This window comes from Terrabacter aerolatus, assembly GCF_007991735.1.
GTDB lineage: Bacteria > Actinomycetota > Actinomycetes > Actinomycetales > Dermatophilaceae > Terrabacter > Terrabacter aerolatus.
On the sequence record NZ_BJYX01000008.1, the window covers coordinates 1 to 18732 of the forward strand.

General features: G+C 71.9%; 14 protein-coding genes. 7 read left to right on the forward strand and 7 right to left on the reverse strand.

Going from position 1 to position 18732, the window contains the following annotated elements; all coding sequences use genetic code 11:
* The 3 genes from TAE01_RS09175 to TAE01_RS09185 all read left to right on the forward strand — a co-directional run.
* A partial coding sequence (locus TAE01_RS09175; RefSeq protein ID WP_147065679.1) for a DEAD/DEAH box helicase occupies nt 1–2980 on the forward strand: 2980 nt, incomplete at its 5' end.
* Between the two features lie 43 nt (nt 2981–3023).
* The gene (locus TAE01_RS09180; RefSeq protein ID WP_147065681.1) at nt 3024–3500 is read left to right on the forward strand and encodes a heme-degrading domain-containing protein; all 477 of its coding nucleotides are present in this window, start codon (nt 3024–3026) and stop codon (nt 3498–3500) included.
* Between the two features lie 129 nt (nt 3501–3629).
* Nucleotides 3630–4274: a superoxide dismutase gene (locus tag TAE01_RS09185; protein WP_147065683.1), complete on the forward strand. Its 645-nt coding sequence runs from the start codon at nt 3630–3632 to the stop codon at nt 4272–4274.
* Between the two features lie 49 nt (nt 4275–4323).
* On the opposite strand, the gene TAE01_RS09190 is transcribed toward TAE01_RS09185, so the two are convergent.
* The 7 genes from TAE01_RS09190 to TAE01_RS09220 are packed head-to-tail and all read right to left on the reverse strand — an operon-like array spanning nt 4324 to nt 12931.
* Nucleotides 4324–4917 (reverse strand): hypothetical protein, encoded by a 594-nt coding sequence (locus TAE01_RS09190; RefSeq protein ID WP_147065685.1) that lies wholly within the window; start codon nt 4915–4917, stop codon nt 4324–4326.
* A gap of 24 nt (nt 4918–4941) precedes the next feature.
* Nucleotides 4942–6375, reverse strand: coding sequence for a pyridoxal phosphate-dependent decarboxylase family protein (locus tag TAE01_RS09195; RefSeq protein WP_147065687.1), 1434 nt, complete (start codon nt 6373–6375; stop codon nt 4942–4944).
* On the reverse strand, nt 6372–7820 hold the full coding sequence (locus tag TAE01_RS09200) for an MFS transporter (RefSeq protein WP_246111237.1): 1449 nt from the start codon (nt 7818–7820) through the stop codon (nt 6372–6374). Before TAE01_RS09200 ends, TAE01_RS09195 begins: the two co-directional genes overlap by 4 nt.
* A gap of 26 nt (nt 7821–7846) precedes the next feature.
* Nucleotides 7847–9031, reverse strand: coding sequence for a galactokinase (gene galK, locus TAE01_RS09205; RefSeq protein WP_147065689.1), 1185 nt, complete (start codon nt 9029–9031; stop codon nt 7847–7849).
* Nucleotides 9028–10155, reverse strand: a complete 1128-nt coding sequence (gene galT, locus TAE01_RS09210) for a galactose-1-phosphate uridylyltransferase (protein WP_186815127.1) — start codon at nt 10153–10155, stop codon at nt 9028–9030. Before galT ends, galK begins: the two co-directional genes overlap by 4 nt.
* On the reverse strand, nt 10155–10931 hold the full coding sequence (locus TAE01_RS09215) for a DeoR/GlpR family DNA-binding transcription regulator (protein WP_147065691.1): 777 nt from the start codon (nt 10929–10931) through the stop codon (nt 10155–10157). Before TAE01_RS09215 ends, galT begins: the two co-directional genes overlap by 1 nt.
* A gap of 2 nt (nt 10932–10933) precedes the next feature.
* Entirely contained in the window at nt 10934–12931 is a 1998-nt protein-coding gene (locus TAE01_RS09220) for a beta-galactosidase (protein ID WP_147065693.1), read from the reverse strand.
* Between the two features lie 386 nt (nt 12932–13317).
* On the opposite strand from TAE01_RS09220, the gene TAE01_RS09225 reads away from it, so the two are divergent.
* The 4 genes from TAE01_RS09225 to TAE01_RS09240 are packed head-to-tail and all read left to right on the forward strand — an operon-like array spanning nt 13318 to nt 18702.
* Nucleotides 13318–14670: an ABC transporter substrate-binding protein gene (locus TAE01_RS09225; protein WP_147065695.1), complete on the forward strand. Its 1353-nt coding sequence runs from the start codon at nt 13318–13320 to the stop codon at nt 14668–14670.
* Between the two features lie 16 nt (nt 14671–14686).
* Nucleotides 14687–15580 (forward strand): carbohydrate ABC transporter permease, encoded by an 894-nt coding sequence (locus TAE01_RS09230; RefSeq protein WP_147065697.1) that lies wholly within the window; start codon nt 14687–14689, stop codon nt 15578–15580.
* A 1-nt stretch (nt 15581) separates the two neighbouring features.
* Nucleotides 15582–16499 carry a carbohydrate ABC transporter permease gene (locus TAE01_RS09235; RefSeq protein WP_147065699.1) on the forward strand — a complete coding sequence of 306 codons (918 nt, stop codon included), beginning with the start codon at nt 15582–15584 and terminating at the stop codon, nt 16497–16499.
* 1 nt (nt 16500) lies between these two features.
* On the forward strand, nt 16501–18702 hold the full coding sequence (locus TAE01_RS09240; protein WP_147065701.1) for an alpha-galactosidase: 2202 nt from the start codon (nt 16501–16503) through the stop codon (nt 18700–18702).
* Nucleotides 18703–18732 lie beyond the last annotated feature (30 nt).

Consider the following 18732-nt stretch of genomic DNA (forward strand, 5'->3'; position numbering starts at 1 on the left):
CCCCGAGCCGCGCGGTGACCTCATGCCGGCGGGGCTCTTCGTCGACACGGTCTACCGCGACCAGCGCGGCCGCCGCGGGGTGCCCGAGCTCAGCTACGGCCTGCGCCCGACCCGCTGGACCCGCGCCGGCACGTGGCACCGCACCCTGTCGTGGCACGACGCCCTGCCGCAGTGGCGGCCGGGCATCCGCTTCCTGCCCGAGCACGAGCGCATCATGGGACGCCTGCACGACGTCGCCCGGCACGGCTCGGGCGGCACGACCTACTTCTCCGCCACGCCGCCACTCTCGCTGGACGCGAGCCCCGACGTGTGGCCGCTGCTGCGCGAGGCCCGCGCGGCCGGCATCGAGGTGCTGCCCGGCGAGGGGGTCACCGGGCCGGTCCACCTCGTCGACGACGCCGCCTCGCTCGTGCTGCTCGTCAAGCGGGCCGCCGACGGCAGCGGTGACCTCGACCTCGACGTCGAGATCGAGGGCCTCCCGGCCGAGGCCACCGGCGAGCGCCTCTACCTCGGCGACCCCGTGCACGCCGTGGCGTTCGAGGGCGACGACGGCTCGCTGACGTTCGTCCCGCTCGACCAGGAGCTGGACCTCAGCCCCGAGGCACTCGCTTCGGCACTCGCCGGGCTCCGCGTCCCCGCCGACGAGCGCGGCCGCTTCCTGCGCTCGGTCGTCCCCGGCCTCCGGCAGCGGCTGCGGGTCCGGTCCGAGGTCCCGCTGCCCGCGCCGGAGCTGCCCGCCGAGGCCGAGCCGGAGGTGGTCACGGTCCACGTCCGGGTCGTCAGCGACGTCCCCGGCGAGCTGCGGCTCGACCTCGGCCACGCCTACGACGGCACGCCGCGCCCGTTCACGACGGCGCGCTTCGGCACGGTCGGTGGCCGTGACCGCGACGCCGAGTCCGCCGCCGTCCAGGCGGCGACGTCGCTCCGGTGGGTGCCGGGAGCCCTCCGCTCCGACCTCGGTGGCCATGCCTACCTCGTGCCGCGAGTCGTGCTCACCGGCCTCGCAGCCGCGCGCTTCGTCGTCGACACCCTGCCCCTGCTCGAGGCCGACGAGCACGTCACCCTCGAGGTCGACGAGGACCTCCCGGCCTACGAGGAGGTCACGTCGGCCCCGGTCGTCCGCCTCGGCGCGCGAGAGGCGACGGTCGCCGCCGCAGCTGCCGGTGCGGGCGGCACGCAGGCCGAGCGCCGCGACAGTGAGCCCGGCGACTGGTTCGACCTGCGCGTCTCCGTCGAGGTCGACGGAGAGGAGGTGCCGTTCGAGCCGCTCTTCGGCGCGCTGGCCCGCGGCGACGACATCATGCTGCTCGACTCCGGCGCCTTCTTCCGGCTCGACCGGCCCGAGCTGCACCGGCTGCGCGCGCTCATCGAGGAGGCCCGCGACATCGCCGACCCCGAGACCGGCGGCCTGCGCCTCAGCGCCCACCACGCCGACCTCTGGGACGAGCTCGTCGCCCTCGGCGTCGTCGACGAGCAGAGCGCCCGCTGGGCCGCCAACGTCGAGGCGCTCGGCTCGCTCGAGTCAGGTCCCTTGGCCGAGGTGCCACCCGACCTGCGCGCCACGCTGCGGCCCTACCAGCTCGACGGCTACCGCTGGCTCGCCCGTCTCTGGGACGCCCGCATCGGCGGGATCCTCGCCGACGACATGGGCCTCGGCAAGACGCTCCAGGTCATCGCGGCCCTCGTCCGCGCGCACGACCGCGGCGAGCTCGGTGGGGGTGGACCCGACGCCCGCGGGCCGGTCCTCGTCGTCGCGCCGACGAGCGTCGTCGGCACGTGGATGGGCGAGCTCGAGACCTTCGCGCCGCACCTGCGCGCCGTCGCCGTCACCGCGACGGAGCGCAAGCGTGGCGTCCCGCTCGCCGAGACCGTGGCGGGCGCCGAGGTCGTCATCACCTCGTATGCCGTCCTGCGCCTCGACGACGCCGCCTTCCACGCCGTGCGGTGGGGTGGCGTCGTCCTCGACGAGGCCCAGTTCGTCAAGAACCGCCAGGCCAAGACGCACGTCGCCGTCCGACGGCTCGGAGCGCCGTTCACGGTGGCGGTCACCGGTACCCCGCTCGAGAACTCCCTCATGGACCTGTGGTCGCTGCTGTCGCTGACGGCGCCCGGGCTCTACCCGCGCCCCGACGTCTTCACGAAGAACTACCGCAAGCCCATCGAGTCGGGCGAGCGGCCCGAGCTGCTCGCCCTGCTGCGCCGGCGCATCCGGCCCCTGATGCTGCGCCGCACCAAGGAGCAGGTGGCCGTCGACCTGCCGCCCAAGCAGATCCAGGTCATGGCGCTCGACCCGCACCCGGTCCACCGCCACATCTACGACCAGCACCTCCAGCGCGAGCGGCAGCGCGTCCTCGGCCTGCTCGACGACCCCGAGGCCAACCGGGTCGCGATCCTCGCGTCGCTGACCCGGCTGCGCCAGCTCGCCCTCGACCCGGTGCTCGTCGACGAGGTCCACGGCGGCAAGGCGACGGCCGCCAAGGTCGACTTCCTCGTCGACCAGCTGCGCGAGCTCGCCGCCGAGGGCCACCGTGCCCTCGTCTTCAGCCAGTTCACCGGCTTCCTGCGCATCGTCGAGGCCGCGCTGACGCGCGCTGGCCTGCACACGGCATACCTCGACGGGTCGACCACCGACCGGCAGTCCGTCGTGCGCGGGTTCCGCGAGGGCGACGCGGTGGCCTTCCTCATCAGTCTCAAGGCCGGCGGGTTCGGGCTGACCCTCACCGAGGCCGACTACGTTTACGTCCTCGACCCGTGGTGGAACCCCGCCGCCGAGGCGCAGGCGATCGACCGGGCGCACCGCATCGGCCAGAGCCGTCCGGTCACCGTCTACCGTCTCGTGTCGGCCGGCACCATCGAGGAGAAGGTCGTGGGGCTCCAGGAGCGCAAGCGCGACCTCTTCCAGCGGGTCGTCGACGAAGGCGGCTCGCTCTCGGGGGCCATCACGGCCGACGACGTGCGCGACCTGCTCGGCCTGGCGTGAGCGGCGTGGCGCGCCCGTCGTCCTGAGGTGGACAATCGGGCGGGTGACCGACAACACCACGCTCGACGAGCTCGCCGCCCAGGAGTCCACCCTCGTCTTCGACCGGTTCGACGACGACACGGCGTGGGCGGTGGGCGTCGCGCTGCGCGACGAGGCGAGCGCCGCAGGACTGCCCGTGGCGATCTCGATCCGGCGCAACGGCCAGCGGCTCTTCCACGCGGCGCTGCCCGGTGCCTCCGCCGACAACGACGGCTGGCTCGAGCGCAAGAGCGCCGTCGTCGACCGCTACGGCCACTCCTCGCTCTACGTCGGTGAGGAGTTCCGGGCCGCCGGCAAGACCTTCGAGGACAGCTCGCGCCTCGACCCGTCCCGCTACGCCGCCCACGGAGGTGCCTTCCCCGTCATCGTCCGCGACGTCGGCTGCGTCGGGACGATCGCCGTCTCGGGCCTGCCCCAGCGGGAGGACCACCGCCTCGTCGTCGAGACCCTCACGACCTTCCTCGGACGTCACGACGCCTGAGCCCGAGGCGATTTGACCTCAACCAGGGTTGAAGTCGGAGGGTGGTCGAAGTGGGTACGTGACTCACAACCCCGCTCCCGGACACCTTGTCGGCGCCGCATCGGTGCGGCATAGAGTGGACGGAGCCGGATGGTCTCCAGAAAGGAACGACAAGTGGCTTACACGCTTCCCGAGCTCGACTACGACTACGCCGCCCTCGAGCCCCACATCAGCGCTCGCATCATGGAGCTGCACCACAGCAAGCACCACAAGGCCTACGTCGACGGCGCCAACGCCGCCGTCGCCAAGCTCGAGGAGCTGCGCGAGTCGGGCGACTACGCCGCCCTCAACGGTGTGGAGAAGAACCTCGCCTTCCACCTCGGTGGGCACACGAACCACTCCGTCTTCTGGAAGAACATGAGCCCCGACGGCGGTGGCCAGCCCGAGGGTGAGGTCGCCGCGGCGATCACCGAGTACTTCGGCGGCTTCGAGAAGTTCCAGGCGCACTTCAACGCCAACGCCAACGCGATCCAGGGCTCCGGCTGGTCGATCCTGGCGTGGGACACCATCGCCGAGCGGCCGCACATCATGCAGCTGTTCGACCAGCAGGGCAACATCCCCGTGGGTCAGATCCCGCTGCTCCAGCTCGACATGTGGGAGCACGCCTTCTACCTGCAGTACGAGAACGTCAAGGCCGACTACGTCAAGGCCTGGTGGAACGTCGTCAACTGGGAGGACGTCGCCGCTCGTCTCGAGCGCGCCAAGGCCACCAAGGGACTCATCCTCCCCGCCTGAGCACCTGCGACATGCCGATGGGCGGGCACCTCACGGTGCCCGCCCATCGTCATGCGTGGCGCTGTGCGTCGAGGCAGGCGATCGCGCGTTGCGCCGCCCGCTGCCCGGCCGCGAGGGTGTCGCCGGTCCACGAGACGTGGTCCCACGAGACCGGGGTCCGGTCGGAGACGTCGACGCTCAGCGGGATCATCGCCACGGTCCCGTCCGTCCTGCGGGCCCGGTTGGTCAACGCCAGCGAGCGCGAGTGGTCCCCGTTGGGCCCCACCGCGGGACTGCCGTCGTCGTGCACGTAGGTGCGGTCGATGCCCAGGACGTACCAGTCGCCCGTCTCGGTCGTCGCAGCGAAGACGTAGGTCGTCGCGGTGATCGCTCCCGGATGGGCGGCGATCGACATGCCGGCCCGGTCGACGAGGGGCTTCGGGGCGGTGCCGCAGGCGAGCTCGGGCACCGGCGGGCCAGGCATGGCCGTGGTGCTCCGGGTGGCGTTCGTCGTCGTCGCGGGCGTCGCAGTCGTCGTGGTTGTCGTCGTCACGGGCGTCGTCGCCGGCGGATCGATGCCCGCCGACGAGGTGCAGCCCGCCAGCACGCCGACGACCAGGACGAGTCCGGCCGCCCGCCCGCCCCTCCCCTGTGTGTGAGTCATGGGCAGGATGCTAGGTGACGGCGCTCACGGGGTGGGCCGGGCGAGCCGGTCGATGACGCCGAGGAGCAGTGCTTCGCGCAGCTCGGGCGGCAGGGCGTCGAGCAGGGCGTTGACCGGTGCCATCCGCTCGGGGAGCACGAGCTGCCCGTCCCCACCGGCCAGTCCGGCCGCGCCGAGCAGGGCCGTGAACGTCGACTCGTCGAGGGTGGCCGGGTCGATCGCCGCCGCCATCGCGACGAGCTCGGGCGCCGACCTGGCCGGCCCGGACGCCTGCGCGGTCGCGGTCGAGGCGGCCAGGTCCGCGGCGATGAGCGCCGACGACGCGGCCGTCGCCGCGCTGAAGGTCAGGTGCAGGGTGGCCGGCAGGTCACGGAGGCGCATCTGCGGCTGGACGAACCAGCCGCGCTCGAGCATCTCGTCGCTGATGGTGAAGACGTCGCACGAGTCGTCGGCGACGAGCGAGAGCAGGGTCGAGTCGGGTGGGGCGGCCACGGACAGCCCCGGTATGCCGTCCACTGCGGCCGCGAGGTCGAGCGTCGCCGTGCGCGCGTCCCGGGCGAGCGAGGTGTAGCGGTCGGCGCCGATGTGGTGCACGACCGCCCAGGCGGCGGCCACCGGACCGCCCGACTTCGTCGACTGGGCGGTCGTGTTGAGCATCGTGTAGCCCGGCCAGCGGGCCGATGCGAAGAGGTGCGTGCGTCGCAGGTCGGCGCTGGCGTGCAGCAGCACCGAGACGCCCTTGGGGGTGTAGGCGTACTTGTGCAGGTCGAGCGACAGGCTCGTCACGCCGTCGACGGCGAAGGTCCACGCCTGCTGTCCCGGTTCGGTCGAGCGCAGGTGGGGCAGCACCCAACCGCCGATGCAGGCGTCGACGTGGCAGCGCACGCCTGCAGCCGCGGCCGCCGCGGCGATCGGCTCGACAGGATCGATGACACCGTGGGCGTAGGAGGGGGCCGAGGCGACGACGAGCACGGTGCGCTCGTCGATCGCGGCGGCCATGGCCTCGGGATCGGCACGCTTCGTCACCGGGTCGACGTCGACGAGGACCGGCTCGACGCGCAGCCAGTGCGCCGCCTTGTGGAACGCCGCGTGCGCCGTCGTCGGCAGCACCATCCGGGGAGCGACGACGTCGGGCCGCGCGTCCCGGGCGGCGAGGACCGCCAGCAGGATCGACTCCGTGCCGCCGGAGCTGACGACTCCCGCGAATCCCGCAGGTGCGTCGACGAGCCGGCCGGCGATGCCGACGAGGTCGTTCTCCATCTGCAGCAGGGACGGGAAGGCCGTGGGGTCGAGGCCGTTCGTCGAGGCGAACGCCGCCAGGGCCTCGCGGCCGATGGCGTCGGCGGACGCCAGACCCGAGTCGTAGACGTAGGCGAGGGTGCGCCCGCCGTGGGTCGGCAGGTCGCGGGCGCGCATGGCCGTCAGCGCCTCGCGGATCTCGTCGTGGTCCATCGTCATCGCTCGTCCTCCTCGTCGTCACTCGTGCCCGTCGTGCTGCCGCCCTCGGGTCGATGCGCGCGCGCGGTCTCTGGCGTGCGCAAAGACATCGACCGGATGGCAGAGGGGGCGGCAGGGGTCTCGTCGTGAGGTGGGGCGAGGGTGAAGGTGCGCAGGGCGAGCAGCGAGACGGCGACGAGGACGGCCGGCACGAGCGAGAACCCGAGTCCGATCGCCGTCAGGGCCGAGCCCGACTGGGCGACAGCACCGTTCGTCGACGACACGTAGCCGCCGAGAGCCAGCACGCCGGCATACGCGGCGGGACCGAGCGCCAGGCCCAGCGTCTCGCCGGCTGTCCAGACGCCGGTGTAGAGCCCGACGCGCGTGCGGGTCTCGGCCGTCCGGCTCGCGACGTCGGCGAGCATCGCGAGGGGGAACATCTGGGCCCCGGCGTAGCCGGTGCCCACGACGGCGACGCAGACGTAGACGACGCCCTCGGGCAGCGACCGCAGCAGCACCAGGGCCAGTGCCCCGCCGCCGAGCAGCAGGGACGCCACGAGGTAGCCGGTCTTCTTGCCCCGTACCGTGCCGAAGCGCTGCCACAACGGCGTCACGACGAGGGCCGGTGCGACGAAGCAGACGAAGAGCAGGGTGGCCGAGAGGGGGGACCCGATGAGCCATCGCGCGACGTAGTCGACGCCGGCGAGCATCGCGCCCGTCGCGAGGGCCTGGAGCACGAAGGTCGTCAGCAGCAGCCGGAACGGCCTGTCGGAGCGGATGATCCGCAGCTGGTCACCGAAGGTCGCGCTGGTCGCGACGCCGGCGACGACGCGCGCCGACCGGGTGCTTCGCCAGGCGCCCCAGGCCCCGATCGCGATGAGCGCCGCGACGAAGAAGCCGACGGCGCGGTAGCCCCAGTCGGGCCCGAGCGCGTCCCGGATGGCTGGTGAGGCGCCGCCGCTGACGAGGATCGCGAGGGCGAGGATCGCGACGCGCCACGTCATGAGCCGCGTGCGCTCGTCGTAGTCGTCGGTGATCTCGGCCGGCATCGCGACGTAGGGCACCTGGAAGAAGCTGTAGGCCGTCGCGCAGGCGAGGTAGGCGACGGCGACCCACCCGGCAGCGAGCCACTGCGGGGCGGTCGGTCCGAGGAAGAGCAGGGCGAAGGCCGCCGCGAGGAGCAGGCCGGCGCGGATGAGGAAGGGTCGTCGCCGGCCCCCCGGGTGCGTCGACCGGTCGCTGATGCGGCCCGCGACCGGGTTGAGCACGACGTCCCAGGCCTTGGGCGCGAAGACGATGACCCCGGCCACAGCGGCCGTCACCCCGAGGCGGTCGGTGAGGTAGGGGAGCAGGAGCAGCCCCGGCACCGTGCCGAACGACCCCGTCGCCACCGAGCCCAGGCCGTAGCCGCGGCGCACGGAGGCGGGTAGGGGCGGGCTCGCGGCCGGCGTCGTCGCCGAGGTCATGCACGCACCCTAGTGAGCGACGGTCCTCAGCGGTCGCGATCGGCGGGGCGGGACGCGGTGACGGTGAACGAGACCGGGGCCGTGAAGCCCTGCGCCTCGAAGGCCTTCGCGATGGCCGCGCCCACCCGGTCTGCGTCGGAGGCGCGGACGATGGCGATGCACGAGCCGCCGAAACCGCCGCCGGTCATGCGGGCACCGAGCGCACCTTCGGACCGGGCGGTCTCGGTCGCGACGTCGAGCTCCTCGCACGAGACCTCGTAGTCGTCGCGCAGGGAGGCGTGCGAGGCGTCGAAGAGCCGGCCCACCTCGTCGAGGTCACCCGCCTCGAGGGCGGCGACGGTGAGCGTCACCCGGTCGATCTCCGTGACGACGTGCCGCACGCGGCGGCGCACCTCGTCGGAGCCGAGCCGCTCCAGGGCCACGTCGAGCCCGGACGGGTCGATCTCGCGGAGCGTCTCGACGCCGAGGTCGCGGGCTGCCTGCTCGCAGGCCTCGCGCCGGGCGGCGTACTGCCCGTCGACGAGGGCGTGCTCGGCCCTGGTGTCGGTGACGAGCAGGACGTAGCCGGCCGCGTCGAGGTCGAAGGGCACCTGCCGCGTCTCACCGGACCGGCAGTCGAGCAGCAGCGCGGCGGCCTCGTCGCAGAGCAGCGACGCCGACTGGTCCATGCCGCCGGTGGGGGCGCCGGCGATGACGTTCTCGGCCTCGACGCAGCGGGCCGCCAGCCGGGCCCGGCCCTCGGCCGAGTCGAGCAGGTCGAGCGAGAAGAGGTCGCTGGCCGCTGAGGCGACCGCGCACTCGAGGGCCGCCGAGCTCGAGAGGCCCGCACCGAGCGGCACCGTCGAGTCGACGAGCACGTCGAGCCCACCGACCGTGAGGCCGTCGCGGCGCAGGGCCCACAGCACCCCGGCGACGTAGGAGGCCCAGCCCCCGGGCCGCTCGGGCGAGACGTCGTCGAGGCCGACCTCGACGACGCCGTCCTGCTGGGCCGACACCATTCGCAGGACGTCGTCGTCACGTCGGGCCGCGGCGGCATACGTGCGGTGCGGCAGGGCGATCGGCAGGCAGAGGCCGCCGTTGTAGTCGGTGTGCTCGCCGATGAGGTTGACGCGGCCGGGGGCCGACCAGACACCCGCGGGCGCAGCCCCGAACGCCTCCTCGAAGGCGACCGACACGGCGTCGACGACCTCGGCGGGGGTGCGCTCGCTCACGGGGCGACCTCCCGCAGACGGGCGGCTGCCCGCTCCGGAGCGACGTCGTTGACCCAGCCGCCGACACCCGACTCGGAGCCGGCGAGGAACTTCAGGCGACCCGGCCCACGCAGCACCGACATCAGCTGCAGGTGCAGGCGGGACACGTCGCGACCGGCGCGGGCCGGCGCCTGCTGCCACGCCGCGATGTAGGGCAGCCGCACGGGCGTCCCGTCCTCCTCGACGTAGTAGCGGTCGAGGCGGCCGAGCAGGTCGCGGTAGATGACGGCCAGCTCGTCACGCTCGTCGTCGTCGAGCGCCGGGAGGTCGGGCACGTCGCGGTGCGGGGCCAGGTGCACCTCGACCGGCCAGCGCGCAGCGAAGGGGACGTAGGCCGTCCAGTGCGTCCCGGAGACGACGACCCTCGAGCCGTCGGCCCGCTCGGCGGCGAGGATGTCGGCGCCGAGCAGCCGCCCGGTGCGCTCGTGGTGGCGGCGGGCCGCCTCGAGCAGGGCCTTGGTGCGGTCCGGCACGTAGGGGTAGGCGTAGATCTGACCGTGGGGGTGGGGCAGCGTGACCCCGATCTCCTTGCCACGGTTCTCGAACGCGAAGACGTGCTCGACCTCGGGGATCGCCCCCAGGGCCTCGGTGCGCTGCGCCCACGTGTCGATGACGGTGCGCACGCGCTCGACCGGAAGGTCCTTGAACGAGGACTCGTGGTCGCTCGTGAAGCAGACGACCTCGCACCGCCCGACGGCCGGACGGGTGCCGAAGATCCCCGTCGGGTCCGGAGCGTCGGCGCCGACGGAGGTGACGGCATACGAGGGGAAGCGGTTCTCGAAGACGACGACCTGGTAGTCGGGCTCGGGGATCTCGGAGGGCACCGAGCCGAGCCCGGCCGGGCAGAGCGGGCACTCGTCCTTGGGCGGCATGAAGGTCCGGTGCTGGCGGTGGGCCGCGACGGCCACCCAGTCGTCGACGAGCGCGTCGTGGCGCAGCTCGCCCGACTGCACCCGCGGCTCGACGGGGCGAGGGTCCTCGGCGGTGCGCTCTGGGGTCCCGGGCTCGTCGACGTAGATGATCTCGCGCCCGTCGGCGAGGCTCCTCGACGTGAAGCGGATGCTGGTCCGGCTGGGCGTGGACATCATGCCTCCGCGATCTCGAGGGAGCCGACGGCCTCGCGCACGGCGGCGCGGGCGCGCTCCGGGAACGCGTCGTCGGTGACGAACAGGTCGATGTCGCCGAGGTCGGCGAACGTGCTCAGGCCGACGGTGCCCCACTTGGAGGAGTCGGCGAGGAGGCACACGTGCCGGGCGGAGGAGACGAGCGCCCGGTTGGTCTCGGACTCGACGAGGTTGGGCGTCGTCAGGCCCGTGCGGTCGTCGACGCCGTGCGCGCCGAGGAAGAGCAGGTCGACGTGCAGGGAGCGCAGGGACGAGACGGCCACGGGTCCGACGAGGGCGTCGGACGGGGTGCGCACCCCGCCGGTCAGCACGACCGTCTGCCCGGGGGCGCCGGACTCGTGGAGCAGCTGCGCGACGGGGACCGAGTTCGTGACGACGGTCAGCTTCGGGATGTCCTTGACGGCACGCGCCAGCTCGTAGGTCGTCGTGCCGGCCGAGATGCCGATGGCCGCGCCGACCTCGACGCGCTGCGCGGCGGCCCGCGCGATGGCCTGCTTCTGGGCGCGCTGGAGCAGCGACTTCGCCGAGAAGCCGGGCTCCTCGCTGCTGCGGGTGTCGCCGAGCGCCAGGGCACCGCCGTGCACGCGCTCGAGCAGCCCGTCGGTCGAGAGCCGCTCGATGTCGCGGCGGATCGTCATGTCGGACACGCCGAGCCGCTCCACGAGGTCGGAGACCTTGACCGCACCGGACTCCTCGACGAGCTCGAGGATGACGGAGCGGCGCTGGCTGGCGAGCATCGTCAGTCCTCCCTGAGCACGGCCGCGCCACCGGGGGCGAGGCGGACCTGGCCGTCGACCGGGGTGTCCGCGACGAGGTCGTACCCGTTCGCGGAGACCGTCTGCTCCTCCGCCGTGTGGTTGAGCAGGAAGAGCCACGACGTCGTGCCGTCGCTGCGCCGCGTCGTCTCGACGCCGCGGGGGAGGCCGGCCACGACGGGAGCGACACCGGCCGCGGCCAGCACGTCGTCGAGCAGCGTGGCCAGCGTGGCGTCATCCGGGAGCGTGCTGACGTACCAAGCGGATCCGGCGTCGCCGTCCCCGGCCCGTCGGGTGACCGCGGGCCGGCCGGCCAAGGGGCCTGCGGCATACGTCATGAGCACGTCGGTGCCGGCCAGTGCGGTCACGTCCTCGCTCCACCACGTGCCGGCGCCGCCCGAGAGGGCGACGGTGCCACCGGGGCCGAGGGGGAAGAACTCCTCGACCCGGACCCCGAGGAGGTCGCGGAACGCACCCGGGTAGCCGCCGAGCCGGACGTGGTCGTTCTCGTCGCTGATCCCCGAGAAGTACGTGACGAGCACCTCCGCGCCCGCCTCGGCCGCCGCGGCGACGGCAGCGGCGTGCTCGTCGGTGACGAGGTAGAGCTGCGGCACGACGACGAGGTCGTATGCCGTGAGGTCGGCCGACGGGTGGACGACGTCCGCCGTGACGCCGCGGTCGTGCAGCGCCCGGTGGATGGCCTGCGCGGCCGTCAGCGCGTCGAGCTCGGAGCTCGGCATGCACGGACCCTCGGCGGCCCAGATCGCCTGGTAGTCGTGGAGGATCGCGACGCGCGACTCGACGCGGCTGCCGACGAGCTCGCCGAGACGGCCGGCGATGCGGCCCAGCTCCTCGACCTCGCGGAAGCGGGCGCTGTCGGCTCCCGCGTGCGGCACGACGGCGCTGTGGAACTTCTCCGAACCCGCGCGGGACTGGCGCCACTGGAACCAGCCGATGGTGTCGGCGCCGCGGGCCACGTGGGCGAGGGCGTCGCGGATGGTCTGGCCGAAGTCCTTGGCGTGGTTGGTCGGCTGCCAGTTGACGGCGCTCGTCGAGTGCTCCATGAGCATCCACGGCGCGCCCCCCGCGAGACCGCGCGTCAGGTCACCGCTGTAGGCGAGCTCGGCGCGCGGGTGCTCGAGGGCGTCGACGATGTAGTGGTCGGTGCTGACGACGTCGACCGTGGGCGTCCACTGCGTGTAGTCGAGGTGGCGGAAGTGGTCGAGCGTCATGAAGTTCGTCGTCACGGGGACGCCGGGGGAGAGCTCGTCGAGGACGGCGCGCTCGGCCCGCAGGTGCTCGAGCAGCGCGTCGGAGCTGAAGCGCTTGTAGTCGAGGACGTGCGTCGGGTTGTTGAAGGTCGTCGACCGGCGCGGCGGGAGGATCTGCTCCCAGTCGGTGTAGCGCTGGCTCCAGAAGGCCGTGCCCCACGCGTCGTTGAGGACGTCGAGCCCCGCGTAGCGCCGCTGCAGCCACGTGCGGAAGTGGCGGGCGCACTCGTCGCAGTAGCAGGGCAGGTTGTGGCAGGCGTACTCGTTGGAGACGTGCCACATCGCCAGGGCCGGGTGCTCGTGGTAGCGGGTGGCGAGCTGCCGGGTCAGCGCGACGGCGTACTCGCGGAAGACGGGGGAGGTGGGGCACCACGCCTGCCGGCTGCCCGGCCACAGCGTGTGGCCGTCGACGTCGACGGGCAGGATCTCGGGGTGCGCGGCCGACAGCCAGGGCGGCGGGGTGGCCGTCGCCGTGGCGAGGTCGACGGCGATGCCTCCGGCGTGCAGCTTGTCGAGGATCGTGTCGAGCCACTCGAACTCGTACTCGCCCTTGGCCGGCTCGAGCCAGCTCCACGAGAAGATCCCGAGGCTGACGAACGAGATGTTGGCGCGCCGCATCAGCTCGACGTCCTCGTCCCAGACAGGGCGAGGCCACTGCTCCGGGTTGTAGTCGCCACCGAGTGCCAGGGTCTTCGTCGGCCATGAGCGCATGGGAGACAGGGTGTCGCCTCGTTGTGCGCGATGTCAACATTTTCAAACACATTGGTGGAACGCGGGTCGAGGATGCCCGAGGAGCCCCCCGGGTCGCGGCGCGCTCGGCCGGGGCGGCGTCGGCCCGTCGCGTGCGAGGGGGTGCCGCAGGCCGGTCATCGGGTCGCTTCGTGCACGAATTCCGATTACAACGGTGTAAATGCACGTATGCGTGCCGCGGGTTGGTCTCGGTTCGGTCTCCGCCGACCATGGGTCTCGACGAATCCCTTGACAGCGGAACCCGGCGCATACATCCTCTGTTTGTTGTTGGAGGTTTCTGGTGACGGATGTTCGACTCTGTCGCCTGCGCCCGACAACGAACCCGGCAAGCGTCAAAGGAGACCGCAATGACCCGCCCCTCGAACGAGGCCGAGTACCTGGCCCGCATGGTTCCCCCCTCCGTCCGCGGCGTCGACCGCCGGACCCTGCTGCGCGGTGCCCTGGGCGTCGGCGCCCTGCTCGGTGCAGGTGGCCTCGCCGCCTGCAGCTCCGGCAGCACGAGCAGCTCCGGCGTCCCGACCGGCGCCGTCTCCGGCACCGTCACCGTCGGCTCCAACCAGTCCGACGCCGTGCCGAAGGCCGCCGTCCAGGCCTACATGGACGCCTTCGCCAAGGCGAACCCCGGTACGAGCGTCAAGATCAACACCGTCGACCACAACTCCTTCCAGGAGAACATCAACAACTACCTGCAGGGCTCGCCCGACGACGTCTTCACGTGGTTCGCCGGCTACCGCATGCAGTTCTTCGCCCAGAAGGGTCTCGCCGGGGACATCTCGGACGTCTGGAAGAACATCACCGGCATGAGCGACGCCCTCAAGAAGGCGTCGACCGGCGCCGACGGCAAGCAGTACTTCGTGCCCATGACGAACTATCCGTGGGCGGTCTTCTACCGCAAGAGCGTCTTCAAGGACAAGGGCTACCAGGTCCCCAAGACCCTCGACGAGCTCAACGCCCTCGGCGCCCAGATGAAGAAGGACGGCCTCGACCCGATCGCCTTCGGCGACAAGGACGGCTGGCCCGCGATGGGCACCTTCGACCAGATCAACCTCCGCGTCAACGGCTACGAGTTCCACGTCAGCCTCATGGCCGGCAAGGAGGACTGGACCGACCCCAAGGTCAAGAAGGTCTTCGACACCTGGGCCGGCATCCTCCCGCTGCACCAGGCCGACTCGCTCGGTCGCACCTGGCAGGAGGCGGCACAGTCGCTCCAGCAGAAGAAGTCCGGCATGTACGTCCTCGGCTCGTTCCTCGCCCAGCAGTTCACCAAGGGCGCCGAGCAGGACGACCTCGACTTCTTCGGCTTCCCCGAGATCGACTCGACGATCGGCACCGACGCCGTCGAGGCCCCCATCGACGGCTACATGATGAGCGCGCGGCCCAAGAACGAGGGCGCGGCCAAGAAGCTGCTCCAGTACATCTCGCAGCCCGAGGCCCAGCTCCTCGCCCTCAAGGCCGACCCCAGCGTCATCGCGACGAACGACCAGGCCGACACGAGCGGCTACACGGCCCTGCAGAAGAAGTCCGCCGAGTTCGTCAAGTCCGCCAAGTCGATCACCCAGTTCATGGACCGCGACACGCGCCCCGACTTCGCGTCGACGGTGATGATCCCCGCGATCCAGAGCTTCATCAAGAACCCGAAGGACATCGACGGCCTGTGCACCAGCATCCAGGCCCAGAAGAAGAGCATCTTCGGTTCCTGACGGGAGGCGACTGACCATGGCGAGCAAGCGCAGGTACAGAGGCATCGACCAGCTCTCCGGACGCGACAAGGTCGTCGTCGGGCTCATGGTGGTCGTGCCGACCCTCTTGGTCCTCTGGCTCGTCTGGATTCCGGCGATCGGCTCGGTCCTGCTCTCCTTCACCAACTGGGACGGGATCGGGCCGCTCTCCGACATCAAGTCGGTCGGGCTGCAGAACTACCGGGACATCGCGACGATCTACCCGCCGTTCTGGCCGGCGATCCAGCACAACCTCATCTGGCTGGCCGTGATGTTCTTCATCGCGACGCCGCTCGGCATGCTCTTCGCGATCCTCGTGGACCGTGGCGTGGCCGGGACGCGGTTCTACCAGACGAGCATCTACCTGCCGGTCGTGCTGTCCCTGGCGCTGATCGGCTTCATCTGGCAGCTGATCTACTCACGTGACCAGGGCCTGCTCAACGCGATCACGGGTGGCACGACCGACTGGTACGGCGACCCGAGCGTCAACCTGTGGGCGGCCCTCGTCGCGGCGACGTGGCGACACTCCGGCTACATCATGCTGCTCTACCTGGCCGGCCTCAAGGGCGTCGACCCGTCGCTGCGCGAGGCCGCCAGGATCGACGGCGCCAGCGAGTCGACGACGTTCTTCCGCGTCATCTTCCCGGTCATGCGGCCGATCAACATCATCGTCCTCGTCGTGACCTTCATCGAGTCGCTGCGCGCCTTCGACCTCGTGTGGGTCATCAACAAGGGCCGCAACGGGCTCGAGCTCATCTCGACCCTCGTCACCCAGAACGTCGTCGGGGAGGCGAGTCGCATCGGCTTCGGGTCGGCGCTCGCGACGATCATGCTCGCCATCTCGAGCGTGCTCGTCTTCATCTACCTGCGCATCGCCATGAAGGAGGACTGACATGTCCGTCACTGCCGACCCGGTGCAGGACCGGACACAGGCGCTGCTCAAGCCACGTGAGGGCGGCCCGCAGTCGGGGCGCCGCTGGTTCCTGCCGGTGATCCTCACGGTCATCTCGCTCATCTGGCTGTTCCCGCTGCTGCTCGCGCTCGTCAACTCCTTCCGCGACTACGCCTACACGGCCAAGAACGGCTACATCTCGTGGGGCGGGTTCACGCTCGACAACTACAAGAACGCCTGGAGCCAGGGCGACTTCGGCCTGCACTTCTGGAACTCGTTCATCATCACGGTCCCGGCCGTGCTGCTGACGCTCTTCCTCTCGGCCTGCGTCGCCTTCGTCGTCGCGCGCTTCTCGTGGCGGATCAACCTGGCGCTGCTCGGCTTCTTCATGGCCGCCAACCTGCTGCCGCCGCAGGCGCTGCTCATCCCGGTCTACCGGATGTTCCGCGCCATCGAGGTGCCGTTCTGGTTCAGCGAGTCGGGCACGCTGCTCAACAGCTTCCAGGGCCTCATCCTCGTCAACGTCGCCTTCCAGACGGGCTTCTGCGCCTTCGTGCTGAGCAACTACATGAAGGCGCTGCCCAAGGAGCTCTACGAGTCGGCCGTCATCGACGGTGCGAGCGTGACGCGGCAGTTCTTCCAGATCACGCTGCCCCTGTGCCGCCCCGCCCTCGCCGCGCTCGCGGTGCTCCAGACGACGTGGATCTACAACGAGTTCTTCTGGGCCACGGTGCTGCTCCAGCAGGGCGACAAGTACCCCGTGACGAGCTCGCTCAACAACCTGCGGGGCCAGTTCTTCACCGACAACAACCTCGTGGCCGCCGGGTCGATGATCATCGCGATCCCGACCCTGGTGATCTTCTTCGTGCTCCAACGACACTTCGTGGCGGGCCTGACGCTCGGCGCGACCAAGGGATGACGTGACCGACCAGGCTGACCTGTCCGCCCGCACCACCGTCCACCTGGAGTCCGCCGGGACCGCGCTCGTGCTCGAGCCGCGCCCCGGCGGCTCGGGGCTGCCGGAGGTGATCCACTGGGGGCCGGCGCTCGAGGGCGGGGCGAGCACGTATGCCGCCCTCCCGGCGCTCACGCTGGCGCCCGTCGGCCACAGCGCGCTCGACGTGCCGTGGCCGCTCACCGTGCTGCCCGGCGAGGCCGACGGCTGGTCGGGCACGCCCGGCTGGGCCGGTCACCGGGCCGGTGGCGCCGGGGCCGTCCGCTGGCACGAGGTGACCTGCGAGCGGGAGGGCGAGACGCTCGTGACGCGGGCGACCTCTCCGGACGGCATACGTCTCGAGCTGCGGCACGCGCTCGACGAGCACGGTGTGCTCCGCGTCGACGCGACGGTCACGAACACGGGCGAGGACCCGGCTCCGCTCGACGTCTCGGCGCTGCGCGCGATCCTGCCGCTGCCCGTGCGCGCCGACGAGGTGCTCGACCTCACCGGCCGCTGGTGCCGCGAGCGCTCACCGCAGCGCAGCCACCTCGACCACGGGACGCACCTCCGGGCGAGCCGCCGCGGTCGCGCCGGCCACGACGCGACGCTGCTCATGATGGCCGGCACCCGCGGGTTCGACTGGCGCACGGGCGAGGTCTGGGCCGTGCACACCGCGTGGAGCGGCAACCACGAGCACCTCGTCGAGGCCCTCCCCGAGGGCGCGGGACGCCACCACGCCGTCATCGGCGGCGGCGAGCTGCTCGCCCCCGGCGAGGTCCGCCTCGCGCCGGGGGAGTCGTATGCCGCCCCGACGGTCGTCTTCGTCCACTCGACCGAGGGACTCGACGGCCTCTCGCGCCGCCTGCACCGGAGCCTCCGTTCCCGTGCCGGCCACCCGTCGCGGCCGCGTCCCGTCGTGCTCAACACGTGGGAGGCCGTCTACTTCGAGACCGACCTCGAGCACCTGAAAGCCTTGGCGGACACGGCATCCCGCATCGGCGTCGAGCGTTTCGTCCTCGACGACGGCTGGTTCGGCAGCCGCCGCCACGACCGCGCCGGCCTCGGCGACTGGGTGGTCTCGACCGACGTGTGGCCCGAAGGCATGGGCCCGCTCGTCGACCACGTCAAGGGCCTCGGCCTCGAGTTCGGGCTGTGGTTCGAGCCCGAGATGGTCAACGAGGACAGCGACCTCGTGCGCGCGCACCCCGAGTGGGTGCTGCGACCGGCCGCCGGCTCCCCGCGCGAGTGGCGCTGGCAGCAGCTGCTCGACCTGACCCACGACGACGCCCGCGAGCAGCTGCTCGAGCGGATCAGCGGGCTCGTGACCGAGTACGGCATCGACTACATCAAGTGGGACCACAACCGCGACCTGCTCGAGGCGGTGCACACGGTCGACGGGCCCGGTGGTCGGCGCGTCGACGCGCCCGCGGTCCACGCCCACACGCTCGCCTTCTACCGCCTGCTCGACGACCTCCGGGCGCGCCACCCGCGCCTCGAGATCGAGTCGTGCAGCAGCGGCGGGGCGCGCGTCGACCTCGCGGTGCTCGACCGGACCGACCGGATCTGGACGAGCGACTGCAACGACGCGCTCGAGCGGGCGAACATCCAGCGCTGGACGAGCCTGCTCGTGCCGGCCGAGCTCATGGGCACGCACATCGGCCCGGCCACGGCCCACACGACGCACCGGACGCTGGACCTCGGCTTCCGCATGCTCATGGCGCTCCAGGGTCACCCGGGTCTCGAGTGGGACATCACGACGTGCTCCGCCGGGGAGCTCGAGGCCCTCACCGCGTGGACGTCGCTCGCTCGGGAGCTACGACCGCTGCTCCACAGTGGTGACCTCGTGCGCTCGGAGAGCCCGGACGGCACCGTGACCGTCACCGGCACCGTCGAGGCGGACCGCGGCCGGGCGGCCTACACCGTCGCCCGTCTCGTGACCGGTCGTGACGCCGCCACGGGCGCGTTGCCGCTGCCGGGTCTCGACCCCAGCCGGTCCTACGCCGTGCGGGTCCGTCCCGAGGCGGGGTTGCCCGCCGTCGTGCAGAACACCCCGCCCGCCTGGTGGGAGCCCGCTCTCGGCGAGGACGGCGTCGTCGTCCCGGGGTCGGTGCTGACCACGGTCGGCCTGCCGGTCCCGATCATGGGCCCCGCCCAGGGCTACCTCCTCGACCTCCGCGCCGTCTGACCCGCCCCTCCGTCCCCACCCACCCCCGTC

Excerpts from the sequence above, each read along its gene's own strand:
- TAE01_RS09185 (WP_147065683.1), top strand. The coding sequence starts at position 3,630 with ATGGTCTCCAGAAAGGAACGACAAGTGGCTTACACGCTTCCCGAGCTC.
- TAE01_RS09190 (WP_147065685.1), bottom strand. The coding sequence starts at position 4,917 with ATGACTCACACACAGGGGAGGGGCGGGCGGGCGGCCGGACTCGTCCTG.
- TAE01_RS09195 (WP_147065687.1), bottom strand. The coding sequence starts at position 6,375 with ATGACGATGGACCACGACGAGATCCGCGAGGCGCTGACGGCCATGCGC.
- TAE01_RS09200 (WP_246111237.1), bottom strand. The coding sequence starts at position 7,820 with ATGACCTCGGCGACGACGCCGGCCGCGAGCCCGCCCCTACCCGCCTCC.
- galT (WP_186815127.1), bottom strand. The coding sequence starts at position 10,155 with ATGTCCACGCCCAGCCGGACCAGCATCCGCTTCACGTCGAGGAGCCTC.
- TAE01_RS09215 (WP_147065691.1), bottom strand. The coding sequence starts at position 10,931 with ATGCTCGCCAGCCAGCGCCGCTCCGTCATCCTCGAGCTCGTCGAGGAG.
- TAE01_RS09220 (WP_147065693.1), bottom strand. The coding sequence starts at position 12,931 with ATGCGCTCATGGCCGACGAAGACCCTGGCACTCGGTGGCGACTACAAC.
- TAE01_RS09225 (WP_147065695.1), top strand. The coding sequence starts at position 13,318 with ATGACCCGCCCCTCGAACGAGGCCGAGTACCTGGCCCGCATGGTTCCC.
- TAE01_RS09230 (WP_147065697.1), top strand. The coding sequence starts at position 14,687 with ATGGCGAGCAAGCGCAGGTACAGAGGCATCGACCAGCTCTCCGGACGC.
- TAE01_RS09235 (WP_147065699.1), top strand. The coding sequence starts at position 15,582 with ATGTCCGTCACTGCCGACCCGGTGCAGGACCGGACACAGGCGCTGCTC.